At 69.6% G+C, this 16,112-nt stretch carries 13 protein-coding genes and 2 pseudogenes; 3 read left to right on the forward strand and 12 right to left on the reverse strand.

Annotated elements, in window-relative coordinates; translation table 11 throughout:
* Window positions 1–54: 54 nt before the first annotated feature.
* The 7 genes from P2H44_RS24460 to P2H44_RS24490 form a co-directional block, all read right to left on the reverse strand.
* Complete coding sequence (locus tag P2H44_RS24460) at window positions 55–1,074, reverse strand: ABC transporter ATP-binding protein (RefSeq protein ID WP_275767996.1); 1,020 nt, start codon at window positions 1,072–1,074, stop codon at window positions 55–57.
* The gene (locus P2H44_RS24465) at window positions 1,071–2,057 is read right to left on the reverse strand and encodes an ABC transporter ATP-binding protein (protein WP_275767998.1); all 987 of its coding nucleotides are present in this window, start codon (window positions 2,055–2,057) and stop codon (window positions 1,071–1,073) included. Before P2H44_RS24465 ends, P2H44_RS24460 begins: the two co-directional genes overlap by 4 nt.
* Window positions 2,054–2,929, reverse strand: coding sequence for an ABC transporter permease (locus P2H44_RS24470; protein WP_275768000.1), 876 nt, complete (start codon window positions 2,927–2,929; stop codon window positions 2,054–2,056). Before P2H44_RS24470 ends, P2H44_RS24465 begins: the two co-directional genes overlap by 4 nt.
* The gene (locus P2H44_RS24475; RefSeq protein ID WP_275768002.1) at window positions 2,926–3,942 is read right to left on the reverse strand and encodes an ABC transporter permease; all 1,017 of its coding nucleotides are present in this window, start codon (window positions 3,940–3,942) and stop codon (window positions 2,926–2,928) included. Before P2H44_RS24475 ends, P2H44_RS24470 begins: the two co-directional genes overlap by 4 nt.
* 124 nt (window positions 3,943–4,066) lie before the next feature.
* Entirely contained in the window at window positions 4,067–5,665 is a 1,599-nt protein-coding gene (locus P2H44_RS24480) for an ABC transporter substrate-binding protein (RefSeq protein ID WP_275768003.1), read from the reverse strand.
* 38 nt (window positions 5,666–5,703) lie between these two features.
* Window positions 5,704–6,984, reverse strand: a complete 1,281-nt coding sequence (locus tag P2H44_RS24485) for an aminotransferase class III-fold pyridoxal phosphate-dependent enzyme (RefSeq protein ID WP_275768005.1) — start codon at window positions 6,982–6,984, stop codon at window positions 5,704–5,706.
* A 245-nt stretch (window positions 6,985–7,229) separates the two neighbouring features.
* Window positions 7,230–7,910, reverse strand: a complete 681-nt coding sequence (locus P2H44_RS24490) for a TetR/AcrR family transcriptional regulator (RefSeq protein ID WP_275768007.1) — start codon at window positions 7,908–7,910, stop codon at window positions 7,230–7,232.
* A 726-nt stretch (window positions 7,911–8,636) separates the two neighbouring features.
* On the opposite strand from P2H44_RS24490, the gene P2H44_RS24495 reads away from it, so the two are divergent.
* Together P2H44_RS24495 and P2H44_RS24500 are read left to right on the forward strand one after the other, a co-directional pair.
* Window positions 8,637–9,065 carry a phasin family protein gene (locus tag P2H44_RS24495; RefSeq protein ID WP_275768008.1) on the forward strand — a complete coding sequence of 143 codons (429 nt, stop codon included), beginning with the start codon at window positions 8,637–8,639 and terminating at the stop codon, window positions 9,063–9,065.
* Window positions 9,066–9,999: 934 nt separating this feature from the next.
* The gene (locus P2H44_RS24500) at window positions 10,000–10,719 is read left to right on the forward strand and encodes a hypothetical protein (RefSeq protein ID WP_275768010.1); all 720 of its coding nucleotides are present in this window, start codon (window positions 10,000–10,002) and stop codon (window positions 10,717–10,719) included.
* 174 nt (window positions 10,720–10,893) lie between these two features.
* On the opposite strand, the gene P2H44_RS24505 is transcribed toward P2H44_RS24500, so the two are convergent.
* The 5 genes and pseudogenes from P2H44_RS24505 to P2H44_RS24520 form a co-directional block, all read right to left on the reverse strand.
* The gene (locus P2H44_RS24505) at window positions 10,894–11,895 is read right to left on the reverse strand and encodes an ABC transporter substrate-binding protein (protein WP_275768012.1); all 1,002 of its coding nucleotides are present in this window, start codon (window positions 11,893–11,895) and stop codon (window positions 10,894–10,896) included.
* Window positions 11,813–13,843 (reverse strand): MFS transporter, encoded by a 2,031-nt coding sequence (locus P2H44_RS24510; RefSeq protein WP_275768014.1) that lies wholly within the window; start codon window positions 13,841–13,843, stop codon window positions 11,813–11,815. The genes P2H44_RS24505 and P2H44_RS24510 overlap by 83 nt, the downstream gene beginning before the upstream one ends.
* The gene (locus P2H44_RS24515; RefSeq protein ID WP_275768015.1) at window positions 13,843–14,589 is read right to left on the reverse strand and encodes a hypothetical protein; all 747 of its coding nucleotides are present in this window, start codon (window positions 14,587–14,589) and stop codon (window positions 13,843–13,845) included. Before P2H44_RS24515 ends, P2H44_RS24510 begins: the two co-directional genes overlap by 1 nt.
* 53 nt (window positions 14,590–14,642) lie before the next feature.
* Window positions 14,643–14,996, reverse strand: coding sequence for an integrase core domain-containing protein (locus tag P2H44_RS25575; RefSeq protein WP_462976325.1), 354 nt, complete (start codon window positions 14,994–14,996; stop codon window positions 14,643–14,645).
* A pseudogene (locus P2H44_RS24520) lies at window positions 14,978–15,266 on the reverse strand (transposase); the annotation flags it as partial. The gene P2H44_RS25575 and the pseudogene P2H44_RS24520, both read right to left, overlap by 19 nt.
* Window positions 15,267–15,407: 141 nt before the next feature.
* Here P2H44_RS24520 and P2H44_RS24525 point away from each other — a divergent pair.
* Window positions 15,408–16,088, forward strand: a pseudogene (locus tag P2H44_RS24525) (IS6 family transposase).
* Window positions 16,089–16,112: the final 24 nt, after the last annotated feature.

Raw genomic sequence — 16,112 nt, forward strand, 5'->3', positions numbered from 1 at the left:
TCGGGTCCTCCCTGCGGGGGCGGGGCGGGCTCTGGCGGCCCGCCTCCGGATGGGTCAGGCCGGGCCGGGGTGGTGACAGGCGACGCGGCCGGCGCCGTCGGGGGCGGGGGCCAGGGCGGGCGCCTCGCGCCGGCACAGCTCGCTCGCCCGCGGGCAGCGGGTGTGGAAGTGGCAGCCCTGCGGCGGGTCGAGCGGCGAGGGCAGGTCCCCCTTCAGCACGATCCGCCGCCGCGCCCGCTCGGCCCGCGGATCGGGGCGCGGGATGGCGGACATCAGGGCCTGGGTGTAGGGATGCTGCGGCCGGGCGAAGAGGTCCGCGACCGGCGCCGTCTCGACGATCCGGCCCAGGTACATCACCGCCACCCGGTGCGAGATGTGGCGCACCACGCCCAGGTCGTGGGCGATGAACAGGTAGGCGCAGCCCAGCTCCTGCTGCAGCTCCTGCAGCAGGTTCAGCACCCCCGCCTGGATCGAGACGTCGAGGGCCGAGACGGGCTCGTCCAGCACGATCAGCTTCGGGTTCAGCGACAGCGCGCGGGCGATGCCGATGCGCTGGCGCTGGCCGCCCGAAAGCTGGTGAGGATAGCGCGCGGCCGTGTCCGCGGGCAGGCGGACGAGGTCGATCAGCTCGGCGATCCGGGCGCGAAGCCGGTCGGGCGGCAACTCGGCCAGCCGCAGGCCCTCGGCCAGGATCTGCGCGACGGTCATGCGGGGATGCAGGCTCGCCATCGGGTCCTGGAAGACGATCTGCATCTCCTTGCGCAGGGCGCGCAGGCGGGCGGGATCGGCGGCGGCGACGTCCTCGCCCGCCAGGCGCACCTCGCCCCGCGTCGGCTCGATCAGGCGCAGGATGCAGCGGCCGAGCGTGGACTTGCCGCAGCCGGACTCGCCCACCAGGCCGAAGGTCTCCCCCGCATGGACGTCGAGATCGACGCCCGAGACGGCGCGGACGGTGGCCACATGGCGCCCGAGCAGCCCGCCCGAGATCGGGAATTCCTTGGCGAGGCCGCGGACCCTGAGCACCGGCTCGGCGGTCGCCGCGGGCGTGACGGGGTGCGGGTCCATCGCGGTCATGCCGGCGCCTCCTGCGGGGTGCGCACCGGGAAATGGCAGGCGCAGCGGCCGGCGCCGAGGCGGCGCAGGGGCGGATCCTCGGTCATGCAGATGGCCTGCGCGCGGCCGCAGCGCGGATGGAAGCTGCAGCCGGGGGGACGGGAGAAGATCGAGGGGGGCGTGCCCTCGATCTGGCGCAGCGGCCCGTCGGCGTCGAGCGTCGGCACCGCGTCGATCAGGCCGGCGGTGTAGGGGTGCGCGGTCTCGTAGAAGATCGGATCGGTGGGGCCCGTCTCGACCACGCGGCCGCCGTACATCACCGCGATGTCGTCGGCCATGCCGGCCACCACGCCGAGGTCGTGGGTGATCAGGATCAGGCCGATGCCGAGCTCCTTCCTCAGGTCCCCCAGCAGGTCGAGGATCTGGGCCTGCACGGTGACGTCGAGCGCGGTGGTCGGCTCGTCCGCGATCAGCAGGTCGGGCGAGTTCGCCAGCGCCATCGCGATCATCGCCCGCTGGCGCATGCCGCCCGAGAACTCGTGCGGATGCTGGCGCACGCGGCGGGCGGGCTGGGGGATGGCGACCAGCTCGAACAGGCGCTCGGCCTCCTTCAGCGCGGCGCGGTAGGAGATCGAGCGGTCGTGCAGGCGGATCGCCTCGACGATCTGGTCGCCCAGCGTGATCACCGGATTGAAGGCCGACAGCGGATCCTGGAAGATGCAGCCCACCGCCTTGCCGCGGATCCGGCGGATCTTCGAGGGCGACATGCCGACCAGCTGCTCGCCCTTGAACCGGGCCGAGCCGGAGATGCGGGCCGTGGGCGGCAGCAGCTGCAGGAAGGCCATCATCGCGACCGACTTGCCCGAGCCGCTCTCGCCCACCACGCCCAGAACCTTGCCCGGCTCCAGCGTCAGGTCGACGCCGCGAAGAGCCTCGGCCTCCTCGCCCAGCTCGTTGCGGAAGCTCACGCGCAGGTCGGTGATTTCGAGCAGGGGCGCGCTCATGCGGACCTCCGGTCGAACAGGTCGCGCAGGCCGTCGCCGAGGAAGGAGCTCGCCAGCACCACCGACAGGATCGCCATGCCGGGGCCGAAGGCGATCCACCACGAATAGAAGCGCGTCGCCCCTTCGGAGATCATCGAGCCCCATTCCGGCGACGGCGGCGTCGCGCCCAGCCCGATGAAGGACAGCGAGGCGGCCAGCAGCACCACCTGGCCGAAGTCCATGGTCGCGTTGATCAGCGTCGGCGTCCAGCACAGCGGCAGCACGTGCACCACGAGGATCCGGCCCGCCGGGGCGCCGCCGGCGACCGCGGCCTCGACATGCTCGCGCTCGCGCACTTCCAGCACCTGGGCGCGCATCAGGCGGGCGTAGATCGGCCACCAGACGATGATCATGGCGATCGAGGCGTTCAGCAGGCCCGGCCCCAGCATCGCGGCGACGGCCATGGCCAGCAGGATCGGGGGGAAGGAGACGGTGACGTCCACCAGCCGCATGATGATCGAATCCCACCAGCCGCCGAAGAACCCCGCCACCGCGCCCAGCGCCGAGCCGATGGCGACCGCGCAGGCGACCACCACGAAGGCGATGGGGATCGACCAGACCGCGCCGTGCAGGGTGCGGGCGAAGACGTCCCGGCCCAGCGCGTCGGTGCCCAGCCAGAACTCGGCCGAGGGCTCCTGCAGGCGCCGCCCGACCATCTTCAGCGGATCGGCCAGCGGCCAGAACTGGATGGTCAGCACCACCACGACCCAGAACAGCAGGATCGCGGCGCCGACCTTGGCGGTCGGCGGCAGGCGGCGCCAGGCGTGCGCCAGGTCCGCCAGCGGGCGGCGGCGCGGGGCCGGAAGGACGGCGGCGTCGGGCGCGGCGGTCATCCGCCCACCTTGATGCGCGGGTTGGCCCAGGCGTAGGCGATGTCGGTCATGAGGTTGGCGAGAAGGAAGGCGATGGAGCCCACGATGGTCACCCCTCCGATGGCGGGATAGTCGAGGGAGGCGGCGCCGCGCACGGCATAGCTGCCGATGCCCGGCCAGGCGAAGATCGCCTCGGTCAGCACGGCGCCGGTGATCAGGTAGGCGAAGGTGAAGCCCAGGATGGTCAGCAGCGGGATCAGCGCGTTGCGCAGGGCGTGGTTGATCAGCACCACCCGCTCCGGCGCGCCCTTGGCCCGGGCGGTGCGCGCATAGTCCTGGCTCAGCCCCTCGATCAGGGACGACCGCACCAGCCGCGTGATCACGCCCGACACCGCCCAGCCCAGCACCAGCGCCGGCAGCGCCAGATGGGCCAGCGCCTGCGCGAAGAGGTCGAGATCCCCCGCCAGCAGCGCGTCGACGGTGTAGAAGCCGGTGACGTCCGGCGGCGGCTCGACCCGCGGCGGCAGGCGGCCCGTTCCAGGCACCAGCGCCACGCGAACCGACAGCAGGTAGAGCAGGATCAGGCCGGACCAGAAGATCGGCAGCGACGAGCCGATCAGCGCGAAAATCCGCGCCAGCCCGTCGAAGACCGAGCCGCGGAACCGCGCCGACAGCAAACCCAGTCCCACGCCCATGACCGTGCCGATGATCATCGCGGCGAAGACCAGCTCCAGCGTGGCGGGCAGCCGCTCGGCGATGTCGACGGCCACGGGGCGGCGGGTGGCGAAGGAGGTGCCCAGGTCCCCCTGCAGCAGGTTGGAGATGTAGATCCCGTAGCGGACCGGCAGCGGCTGATCGAGGCCCCACTGGGCCTTCACCGCCTCGACGATCTCGGGGTTGTCCATCATCCGCTCGGGCACCAGGGCGGCCAGCGGGTCGCCCTTGGTCATCTGCGACAGCAGGAACGAGACGCTCGCCACGCCCAGCAGCAGGAACGGAATGGCGATCAGCCGACGGGCGATGTAGGCGAGCATGATCCGGGGTCGTCCTTGTCCTGCGTCCGGCCCTCCCCCCGCGAGGCGGCGGGCCGCGCGACGCGGCGGGCCGCGCGAGGCCCCGGGTCAGGCCCGGGGCGCCGCGGGGGCCCGCCGGCAGGCCTTACTTGCGGCTGATCTCGGCCAGCGGCAGGTTGCAGCAGGCGGAGTAGCGCACCCCCTCGATGTCCGACCGGTAGGCCAGCACCAGGTTCGGCGAGACGAGGGGCAGGATGATCGCCTCCTTCATCATCTCCTCGGCGATCTGGGCGTAGACCGCGTCGGCCTCGTCGCCCGAGGCGGCCAGCGCCTCGGCGTAGAGCTTCTCCTCGGTCTCGTTGCGCACCAGGGCGCTGTCGCCCACGCCTGCGCGCTTGGCCCAGGGGAAGCCGTCCATCATGCCGAAGTAGGACACGTACTGGCCCGAGCCGTAGTAGTCGGGCGCGTAGTAGATCGCGGTCACGCCCCACTCGCCCGCGCCCAGCTCGTCGCGCCAGACCGACCAGGTCAGGGGCTTGAGCTCCAGCTCGACGCCCGCCTCGGCGAAGTCCTGCTGGACCTTCTGCATCATGATGTTGAAGTCGACGCCGTAGACGTTGTCGTTCGGGTAGCCCGCGACCAGCTTCAGGTTCTCGGCGCCCGCGGCGGCCAGCATCTCCTTGGCCTTGTCCAGGTCGCGCGAGCGCGGGGTCAGGCCGGCGGTGCCGGGGAAGCCGTTGGGGATCGGGGCGGCCTGCTTGGCGCCCGCGCCGCCCACGGTGAAGTCCAGCATGCCGTCGTAATCGATGGCGAGCGCCAGGGCGGTGCGCACCTCGGGCGTGAGCACGTCCTTCATGCCCTTCGCGCCGGGGATGAAGCCGACGTAGAGGAAGTTGTAGGAGGGCACGACCTCGGTCGTCACGTCGTCCGAGCGGATCGAGCTTGCGGTGTCCGGGTCGATCTGCATGGCGATGTCGACCTGCCCGGTCTCCAGCGCCTGCGCCTGGCTCACGGCGTCGGTGATCTGGGTGACCACGATCTCGGAGAAGGCGGGCGCCTCGCCGTGGTAGGCGTCGTTGCGCGCCAGCCGCAGCTCCGCCTCGGGCGAATACGCCTTCAGCATGTAGGGGCCGGACCCGGCGGAGTTCGCGAGGAACCACGGCTCGGCCTTGTCCCCGGTCGCGGCCTCCTCGCCGGCGATCGCGCCGTTGGCCATGGCGACCTCGGCGTTGACGATGCCGCCGTAGGGGGCGGACACCTTGTTGAGGAACTCCCCGTTCGGCGCCTCGAGCGTGACCTTCACGGTCTTCGCGTCCACCGCCTCGGCCCCCACCAGGCCGTCCATCAGGAACGAGGGCGAGCCCTTGAGGTTCTTCAGCCGCTCGAAGCTCCACACCACGTCCGAGGCCTCGACCGGGCTGCCGTCGGCGAAGGTCGCGTCCTTGAGGTGGAAGGTGAACTCGGTGAAGTCGTCGTTGACCTCCCAGCTCTCGGCCAGGTTCGGGACCAGGGACTTGTTGTCGGGCGCCAGCGTGACCAGCGTCTCGTAGACCGCGGTCAGGTAGAACTGGCAGGTGTCGCAGAAGGCCCGCTGCGGATCGAGCGAGTTCACGTCCATCGAGCGCGCGATCACCAGGGTGTCCGACCCCTGGGCGAGCGCGGGAAGCGAGCTCAGCGGGGCGGCCAGCGCCGCCCCCGCGAAGGCGAGGGCGCGAAGGCCCTTTGCGGAATAGAAGTGGGTCATGGTCGGGTTCCCTGTCGGCGCGTTTGCTGTCGACCGCGTCAGTGTTCGGCCACCAGGGCCGCCATCGCCGCGAGGGCGGTGGGCGGCTCGATGGATGCGCGGTTCTTCTTGACGTGCTCGAGCGCGGCGCCTGTCGCGTCGAGCGTTTGCCGGATGTCGTCTTCGGTCATCGCGGCGTTGATGAACATGTTGTGGTAGGGCGAGAGGTAGACGCCCCGCTCCATCGCCGCCTGGCAGAAAGCATAGCCGAAACGGAAGTCGGGGTCGTCGTCGAACAGCACCATGGGCATGGTGGCGGGGCCGGTCGACTTGATCGGCAGGCCGAGGGTCCGGCCCTGCTCCAGCAGCCCCTCGCGGAACATCGTGCCGATGCGCTGGAGATGCTCGAGGTAGTCGGTCTCGCGCACGATGCGCAGGGTCTCGACGGCCGCCGCCATCGGCACGGCCGAATACCAGAACGAACCGGTGACGAAGATCTTGCGCGCCGCCTCGCGGGCCTTGTCATTGCCCATCAGAGCCGAGATCGGCTGGCCGTTGCCCAGCACCTTGCCCCAGGCCGAGAGGTCGGGGCGCACGCCCAGCGTCTCCCAGCTGCAGTCGCGGGCGATGCGCAGGCCGGCGCGCACGTCGTCGACGATCAGCAGCGCGTCATGGCGGTCGGCGACCGCCCGGGCGGCGCGGGCGTATTCGGCGTCGGGCAGCTCCTGGTCCGCGAAGGTGTCGTGCCGGAACGGGGCGGCGAAGATCCCGGCCAGGTCGTCGCCCGCCTGCTTCGCCGCGTCCTCCAGCGCCTGGGGGTCGTTGTAGTCGTAATAGATCAGGTGGGCGCGATCCTCGGGCAGCACGCCGCCGGGGCGGGGCGTGTTCCACGGGACCGCGCCGTGGTAGGCCTTGTGGGCGACGAGGATCTTGCGCTTGCCCTGCCGGGCGCGGGCGATCATCAGCGCCATGGTGGTGGCGTCGCCGCCGTTCTTGCAGAACATCGCCCAGTCGGCGTGGGAGACCATGTCCACCATCGCCTCGGCCAGCTGCACCATCGGCTCGCCCGGCCCGGTCACGGTGTCCGACAGCGCCTGCTGGCGCTGGACGGCCGCCATCACGTCGGGCTGGCCATAGCCGAGAAGGTTCGGGCCGTAGGCGCACATGAAGTCGATGTAGACGTTGCCGTCGACGTCGGTGATCCGGGTCCCCTCGGCCTCGGCGAAGAACTGGGGATAGCCGTCGGGCATCATCGCCGTGGACATATGTCCATACATGCCGCCGGGGATCACCTGGGCCGCGCGCTCACGAAGCTCGGCATCCTTGGTGTTGCGTCTCATCGCGGCGGTCTCCGGCCTTCTGGAACTGGGGTTCGCAGAGAAGGCTAGCGGAGTGGGAATTCGACCGGCAACGACTATTCATACGCAGCCGATCATCGCTTCCGCAGGCGTGCGGCCAGGGGCGGTCGCGCCTGCCGACGCGGTCGAACCGCTTGATTGTCCGGTCTTCTTTCGGCGCGCGACGCCGTGGGCCGCGTTTCGCGAGCCGCCGCGCCCGCCCTCGCGGGTCTGCCTGAAACCCGAATTTATTCGGGTAACTCGCCGCTGTTCGCGGGAAGCGTCGGCAGATGCTCGGGCAGGTAGCAGCGAAGATAGGCCACCGCGGCGCGCAGGGACTCCTCGAGGAACGGGTCCGTCACCACCCCGTGGCGCGCCCAGGAGATCGCCCAGATCCCGTCGATCAGGCCGAAGGCGTTGCCCAGCCACTCTTCCAGGCCGTCGAGCCCCCGGCAGTCGAAGCGTTCCCGCATCTGCGCCGCCCGCCGCCCGGCCATCGAGGTGTTCCCGTTCAGGTCCAGCGTGCGCACCTCGACGCTGACCCCGGCCCCCATGAACAGCCGCAGCGCGGCCGGGTGGGCATTGAGATAATCGCGCCCGATCGCATGCCGCGCGCGCACCAGCTGCTGCCAGCTGTCCGGGGGCGGCGACATGGGCCGCAGGTTCAGCTCGGTCAGGTCCTGGTGATAGCGGCGCGCCAGCTCGATCAGGATCGCGTTGCGGTTGGGGAAGAAGTGATAGACCGAGGGCAACGGCACGCCCGCCCGCTCCGCGATCATCGCCAGCGTGACGTCGGCGTCCGGACGCTCCACCAGAAGCTGCTCGGTCACGTCCAGGAGGCGGGCGAACCGCTCCCGTCCCCGGCGGCGCTGCGGCGGCCGGGCCTGAGAGAGCGCGGCGGGCCGTCCGCTCGAGGATCTCTTGACCATCCTCGGCGCGTGCCAGCGGTGCGGCCGCAAGTCAAGCGGACGTGACCTGCGCCCGAGGATCTCTCATTCATGACGAGAGTCTGCGGGTGGTGATTGGGTAGTTCTCGGTCGCTGGGGACGCAAGCGCGCTGGGCGAGGAGCCCCCAGCTAGCTCAAGGGCTTTGACACGTAAGCTGGACGGCGGCCCGAAGCGTGATGCGATAGGCCCGGGCATGCGCCGCATCGGCTTTGACACGTAAACCGGATGGCGGTCCTAGGCGCGACGCGATAGGGGCGGGGCGCCATCCGGTTTACGTGTCAAAGCCGCAGACCGTCATCGCGCGGACCAGGCGCCGACGCGCGGACCGCCACGCCCGCGGCAAGGTTGCGTCCCAAGGCGACAGGCGCCTTCCTGTTACTGACATGAGAGAACTCCGAGGCGCGTGTGAACATGGCTGCAGGCTGTGACACGTAAGCATAGCTGCTCCCGCAAGCGACATAGGACCCGACATTAGGCGGCGGCGATCTCGCGCCAGGCCGCGAAGGCCTGCCTGCGAAACGTCTTCATCGTTCGGCGGAAGAGCAGGTCACGCCGTCCGTCCCGGCCCCGGTATCGACGATGCAGCCACCCCGATCGGTCTAAAAATTCTTGCTGCATTGCAGCGTAGCGCGGTTGAAATGCTGCAACGCAGCATTATCTCTACTAGCAGACGATGAGATGCAGATGCTCCCGAAAGGAGACCCGACATGGCCAAGCAGACCGCGAAATCCACCGCCAAGAACATGCAGAGCCCGTTCGCTTCGCAGGGCTTCCAGGACATCTTCATGACCTGGGCCACCATCAACGAGCGCATGGCGGCGTTCGCCGTCGAGGCCGGGACCCGGGCGACCGACATGGCGAGCGAGATCGCGAAGGAAGCGCTCTCGAACGTGCGTGAGCTCTCCCAGGTCCGCAGCGACCCGGCCGAATACGGCAAGGCCTGCACCGAGTTCATGCAGAAGCAGACGGAACTCTTCGCGCGCAGCGCCACGGCCTATGCGGAAGAGACCCAGAAGGTCGGCGCCGAAACCGCCGACCTGGCCTCCAAGGCCGGCGAAGAGATCACCGGCAAGGTCGCCGCAAATGCCGAGTCCGCCGCGAAGATCGCCGGCACGGCGGACGCCAAGGCTGCCTGAGACTTCGAGCCGCAAGAGCGGCCGGTTGATGAACGGCGGATCCTGCGAAGGGTCCGCCGTCTTTCGTTGCGCCCTGGTCGTTCCGACACGGCGACGCACGCTGGGGGCGGCGCTCGGTCAAGCCGATGGCCTGCCCAAGGCTCGGCGCCGACCGCGGCCATTCGTGCGAACCGGCCCTCCCCCGCTGGAACGGATCCGCCCGAAATGTCGGCGGAGCCGATGAGGAGGATCCATGAACCGCCCCCTCTTCTTGCCGTGACCAAGCCCAACTGCTTCGTGGCTGGGAAGGCTATTCGTTTCTTATGACTTGGGAAGCTCTTCGCCAAAACGGCGCGGTCAACAGGTTCGGAAAATATCGGCCCAGAGGGACGGCTTTCAGGCCTTTCCGCAACAAGGCAGGTGAATAGCCGAAACCCTATTACCAGCGCCCCAAACGAAGAATCCGGCCGGAGCCGTATCAATTCGGGCCGTTCGCGCAGAGCGGGTGGTGGAAGTGTCGGACAAATCCGAACCTGCCTCTGTTCGACCGTGCGCCCCGCCTCAGGCGTCGCGGAGCTGTCGCGACTCGTCGAGGGCGGCGCCACGGCTGGCCTTGAAGACGGTCCGGCTGGACCGGCTGCGTTCGTGACTGAAGCGGCTGGAGACGGAGGCGTGCACGCCGGCGAGGGTTCGCACGCCTCGGATCCGCCGCAAGCGCAGCGTCCCCCGCTGGCGTCTTCTGAGCGGCAGGCAGGTCGAAGCTCCGAACGGGCCAAGATCGGAATCGCTTGGAGAACCGTCTGCCGCAACGGTAGCCTCGGCGGAGCAAGCCGAATGGCGAATGCGGGATCAGAAGCGCGACCTCGGGGGAATCCCATGCGATTCAGACAGATCGGGTCCCGCTCCGGCCTGACGCCGCAAAAAACAAAATGGGCGATGCCCAATTCACTGGGAGGTGAGAATGCATAGACTTCGCAACATGCTTGCGACGGCCGTCGTCGCGCTGGCGGCCGCAGCCAACGCCGGATGGAGCGCCGAGAACGTCCCCTACGTGGTGCGCGGCAACACGCACATGCTGATAGGCGTGACCCTGAACGAAGCGGCGGTCCGGGAAATGTTGCCGGAGGGCCTGGAGCCCACGGAAGGCGTGACCGGTGGGCTGCAGGTCTACACCTCGGAAGGAAGCGACTCGGTCGAGGCCTACACCCGCAGCTATGTCTGGGCCGACCTGTCAGGGATGAACTCGATCACCGGCAATCCGGGCCGCTACATCTTGTGGGTCGCGGACACCGTCCACGCCAAGAAGATGGCCGGGCTCGGGTATGACTCTCAGGCCGGCGAGGTGACGCTTGCGGAGAGCGAGGGCATTCTGACGGGCGCAGCCCAGGTCGACGGCGCGCAGGTGCTGAACGCCTCGGTGAAGGCAGGAGACTGCGGGGCCGGCACGGGCGTGATCAACTACCCGAGCAAGCCCGAGTGGGCCGAGGGACTGGCGGTGACGCAGTACGCCTTCGCCGGGAAGTTCTGCGGGGGCGAGCTGGTCGGGATGGAGATCACCGCGCCCGAGGGGCACGCCCTGTCGAAGCTGGCGCCCCAGCCCGCCGGATGGGCGGCGGTGGCGCGCGAGCTCAGCTTTTCCGCGACCCCGGCGATGCCTCTGCCCAAGAGCGATTGAGCTCTCATGCTGCGCTGGCGGCCCGGTCGCACGATCGACCGGGCCGCCTCCGCCTGCCGGCTCCCGGGCTTTGGCACGCAAACGGGATGGCGGCCCGAGACGCGACGCGATGGGTCCGGGCATGCGCCGCATCTCGCCGCGCCATCCATTTGATGCGTCGAAGCCCGCCCGGCGCTAGTCTATGATCTCCGCCATCTGCATGAGGCCGATCGGCGGGTAGGCGCCGATGGCGCTTGCCACAGACATGTTGATCGTGACGGCGAACTCGCTCATCCGCAGAACCGGGAGATCGCCGGGGGCGACGCCCTCGAACAGGATCTTCTCGGCCTGCTGGCCGGCGAGACGGCCCACGTCGTAGTAGCGCGCCGCGACCGAAATCAGCGCGGCGCCGTCGCGGACCATGTCCTCGTAGGGACTGATCACCGGCATCTTCGCCGCCTCGGCGGCGCGTCCCAGCTCGACGGCATGGGCCTGAAGGAAAGACGAACTTCCGAGGTAGACGAATTCGACGCCCGCCTCCTTCAGCGCCGCCATCTTCGGGGCGATGTCCGCCGCCATAGGTTTCCCGTCGGCGTCGAGGGCGATCTCCAGCGCGGTGAGCTCGAGCCCCTGCGCGGCCGCGAGCGCGGCGACCTCGTCACGTTTCACCGTCGAGTTCTTCTCGTCGGCGTTGAACAGGAGCCCGATCCGGCTGACCGTCGGCAGGAAGCTCCGGATCGTCTGCAGCGTCACGGTCTCGGGCATGCGGTTGTAGGTGCCGGTGATGTTGGCACGGCCGGTCTCGTCGAGCGAGCGCACGACGCCGGAGCCCACCGGGTCCGCGACGATCATGAAGACCTGCGGGATGTCCGAGTTCAGGTCCGGCGCGCCCTGCGTCTCGAGCGTGCCGCCGATGCCGATTGTGACGGTCGTGCCCCAGGTCACGATCAGGTCGGCCGCGTCGGCGCGGGCCCGGGCGAGAATGCCCGGCAGGCTGGTCTTGTCCTGCCCCGCGTCGAGAACGGTGAACTCGATCGGACGCCCGGTGGCGTTCAGATGGTCCTGAAAGCCCTGGCACGCCTCCTCGCAGCCCCGCCATGTGACGATCGCGATCCTAGCGCCGCCCTCGGCGACTGCCGCCGAACAGGCCGCGATCCAGAGCGCGAGAACCGTCGCGCCCCGCCTCCACGCCGTCATTGCCGAACCCTCCCCTCGTCCTGCGCGTGACCGCTGCGGCGATACTGAAGATCAGCAGCCCGACGAAGACAAGAAGGGACAGAAAGCCGAGAATGCGATCGTTGTCCTCGCCGCCGATCACCGAAGCGGCTGCGAGAAGTCCGACCAGAGCGACCGACCTTTCGACCACGCGATAGACGTGCAGCCGTCCCGGCGCGCTCGCGGCGTGGTGGGCGGCGAATTCCAGCGCCGGCCCCCGCACAAGAGCGAGTCCGGCGCCGACCCCGGCGACCGTTCCCGTCATCAGCCAGAAGGTTTCCGACCCGAAGGCCGCAAGCGAGGACGCGGCGACGGCGGCGCCCGCGACCATCGTCAGAGCCAGTCCGAAGCGCGAGCCCGCCAGCCGCACCGCGACCGGTCCGAGTACGAGCTGGAACAGGTAGAACAGCATGACGACGCGCGCGATCTCGGCCGGCGAGGCCCCGAGCGCGGCGAGGCGGAGGGGAGTGATGTACCAGATGCAGATCGCGGTCACGAGGTTCATCGGCGCGACGATGCCGAACAGGAACGCATAGAAGGCGACGGGCCGCGACGGCGCCGCGACGGGCCCGGATCGCTCCGCATGCGGCGGCATGGCTCCCGAAGCCGCGAGACCGCGCCAGCCGATCAGCCCGGCGAGCACGGCCAGAGCGGCGCCCAGCATCATGGTCGCATCGTAGCCGTAGCGGTCGGCGAAGATGCCGCCGATGTTCGCGCCGCAGAAGGTCCCGCCGAAGACCATGGCCATGATGACCGCCGAAACCCTGGCCCCCTCGCCATCGCCGGCGCCTCCGCGCAGCGCGAGGGCGTAGTCCTGGCAAGCGATGGTGGCGAAGCCGTAGCAGATCGCGATGGCGCCGCGGCAGGCGATCACGCCGATCAGGTCGTCGGTCGCGGCCATGCCCACCAGCGCGACGGCCGCCGGAACCGATGCCGCCGCGAAGACGGTGCGGGGTCCGAGCCGAGCGACCAGGCGACCGGCGAGGGGCGCCAGGATCGCAAGCACCGCGAGGTAGAGCATCGAGGGCGCGGCGGCCGCGAGACCGGGATCGAGCCACTCGGGGCGGGAGGCGCCGCGGGCGAAGACCGGCAGGAACGATGCGGTGACCTCGGTCGCCGCCACGAAGGCGAACAGCGCCAGCCGCATGTCGGCGAGGCCCGGCATCGCCATCCGAACCGGCTTCCGCGCAAGCTCCGGGGCCGCGGCGGAGGCGCGTTCGGCCAGATGAACCGCCTGATCGTTCAGACGCCGGGCGACGAGGCGGATCGTCGCCAGGCCGGTCGGCGCGACCGTATGCGCGAAGCTGCCGCCTGCCTGCTGCCGACCGAGCATGACGATCGCGCGCAAGGGCTGCCAGATCGAGCGCGACGCGACGACGAGCGTCAGTTCGACCCCGATCAGGATCGCGGCCAGCGCCAGCATCGACGCGTCGGTCATCACCGAGCGGATCCGCGCCTCGACGAACTGGGCGCTGCTCACGATCCGGATCTGCCCCACGAGTTCGTTGCCCACGAGGATCGGCATCTGCAGCTCGGCGCCGGCGATCCCCAGCCGCCGACCGATCTCGATCCGGTCGAGCAGAGCTTGCGCCTCGGGACGCTCGACGGCGGCGACCAGCTCGCCCCGGGCGGTCACGACCGAGATCCGGCGGATCTCCGAGAATTCGTCCATCGTGGCGCCGAGATAGGTCTCCAGCCCCGCCAGGGCGCGGATCGGGATCCCCGCGGAGAGGGTGTCCTGCAGCTTGTCGCGCACCACGACGCCGATGAGGCGCGTGCGTTGCTGGAGTTCCGGCGCGACGGCGCGGTCCAGCGAGACGAGCGTCACGAAGCTGAACAGGAACACCGACAGCGCGGTCACCACCGTGAGCACGGCGGTCATGCGTGCGCGCACATGCGGCGCGTCCAGCCGGTCGAGATTGTTCGACATCAGTTGGCGGCGCCGTCCGCGAGGCTGCGCAAGGCGGCCGCGCGGTAGCTTGCGTGCGCTTCGGTCAGCACGCGGTGAAGCTCGCCGCCCTCGCCCGGGGCCGAGGGCTCGCCGCGCCATATGTCGCGCTCGAACAGCTCGACGTCCTGCTCGACCGCGTCGAAGGCCGCAATCTCCGAGGCGAACGCCCGGCGGAGCGACAGGCCGATCGCGAGGGATCCGACGACGTGGAAAGCGACGCCGGCGGCTGCAAGCTCGGCGCCCATCGCCCAGGCCCTGTCGACGCTGTCGGCGGCGTCGAGCGAGACGACGATCGCCCCCGGCGAGCCGCCGGCTGCGCCTCGTATCGGGGTGACCGACACGAAGCGGCCGCCTTCGAACCGGTTGACCGCCCCCGCGGACCAGTCGGCCAGCGTGGCGAGGTTGGAGGCGTCGGCCCCTTCTTCGCCGGCATGGCTCAGAATGCGCCCGCCCGGCTCCAGCAGTTGGATCGAGATGATGGCGTCGTCGGTCTGCCGCGCCCGTTCGAGAAGCGCCTTGGCGTTCCGGACCGAAGCCAGGGGCATCCCGATGGCCATGGCCGAGACGAAGGGCTCCGCAGTGTTCTGGGCCAGCACGGCGACGCGTTCGGAGAGAAGGGTCCGCTGCACGTTCCGGTATTGCAGCAGGGTCAGTCCGACCAGGATCAGCAACGTGATCGCCAGCGATGCCGATGCGGTCGCCCAGATTCGCCAGAACACCGCCACGTCGTCCCTCCCCGCTGGTTCCCCCGGCGCCGTCGGTCATATTCTCCACGGCATCAGAATACGCCAGCTTGGATCGCGTCGCAGGCGACGAAACGGCTTTCGACGACATCCGATCCAGCAGGTCGTCGCCCGAAGCGAGCGGCCCTTTTTCGCATGCTCGGACTGGCCTGCCCCGACTGAGTGGTCCATTGGAATTGTCGGTGCATGACGGGTCTCTGGTCGACGGGGACGACGGCCTCGTGAGCGGGCGGGCGGTCGCCGAGGGCGCGGTAAGGCCGGACGGCGTTGTCGCGCACGCGCCATCGCTCGACGAGGATCTGCGACTCGCATAGGGAAAAGAAAACCTCCCGATCCAGCAGCTCGTCGCGGAAACAGCGTTGAAGCTCTCGCGCGAAGGGCTCAGCAATATTCCCGTGCGGCCTCGGTCAGGATCAGCTTGTCAACGTCAGGTCGGACACCGCCCGTCTCAGCCGCTGGTTCTCTTTCTCAAGGTTCTTGAGCCGCTTGCGCTGCTCCCGCCCCATGCCGCCGTAGAGCCGCCGCCCCCGGTAGCAGGCCTGCTGCGTCACACCGATCTGGCGAACAGCCTCCGCCACCGACATGCCCTGGCCCTGCAGCGCCTCGCCCTGGCGCAGCTTCGACATGATCTCTTCCGGCTTGTCTCGCTTCCCACCCATCCTCGGGTCCTCCTTGTACCGGGACTATCCTATCTCGGCAGGTGGACCACTTCGCGGGGGGCGCTCCGAACGCCAAGCGGGTCGACGGCTTTGACACGTAACCGGGATGGCGGCCCGAGACGCGACACGATAGGTCCGGGCATGCGCCGCCTCTCCCACGCCCGCCGACGCTTTCCGCCGGTCATCATCCAGCACGCTGTCTAGCTCTTCCTTCGCTTCGCCCTGAGCTATCGCGATGTCGAGGCCCTGTTCGCCGAGCGCGGCAGCGACGTCTCCTACGAGACGGTGCGGCACTGGACTCTGAAGTTCGGCGCCGCCTAGGCCCAGCGGATCCGGGAGCGACGCCCTCGGGCCACCGGCCGCTGGCACCTGGACGAGGTCTTCATCCGAATTCGGGGCCGGATCCACTACCTCTGGCGCGCCTTCGAAAACGAGGTCGAGGTGCTTGAGGTGAACGTTCAGCCGCGGCGTGGTCGGAAGGCGAGGCTGAAATCGCTGCGCGGACTTCTCAAGCGGCAAGGTTTCGTGCCGGATACCATCGCGAGCGATCGTCTGCGCTCATATGGTGCGGCTTTGCGGGATCTCGGCTTGGCGGACCGGCATGCGACCAGCGGCAGCTTGAACAGCCGCGCAGAAGTCTCGCACCAACCGACCCGTAAGAAGGAGCGCCTGAGATCGCCCGCCTTGGCCCGGCGCTCCTTGTCGACCCACGCCGCCGCCTGCAACAGCTTCAACATCCAGCGCCGCCTGCTCTCCCGCCGAACGATGAAGAGGCTCCGTGCGGACGCCTTCGCGACCTGGCGCGAGATCGCCGCCGCCTGAGGCGGCTCCTATGTCGCTCGCGGG

Source organism: Albimonas marina (assembly GCF_029223255.1).
GTDB lineage: Bacteria > Pseudomonadota > Alphaproteobacteria > Rhodobacterales > Rhodobacteraceae > Albimonas.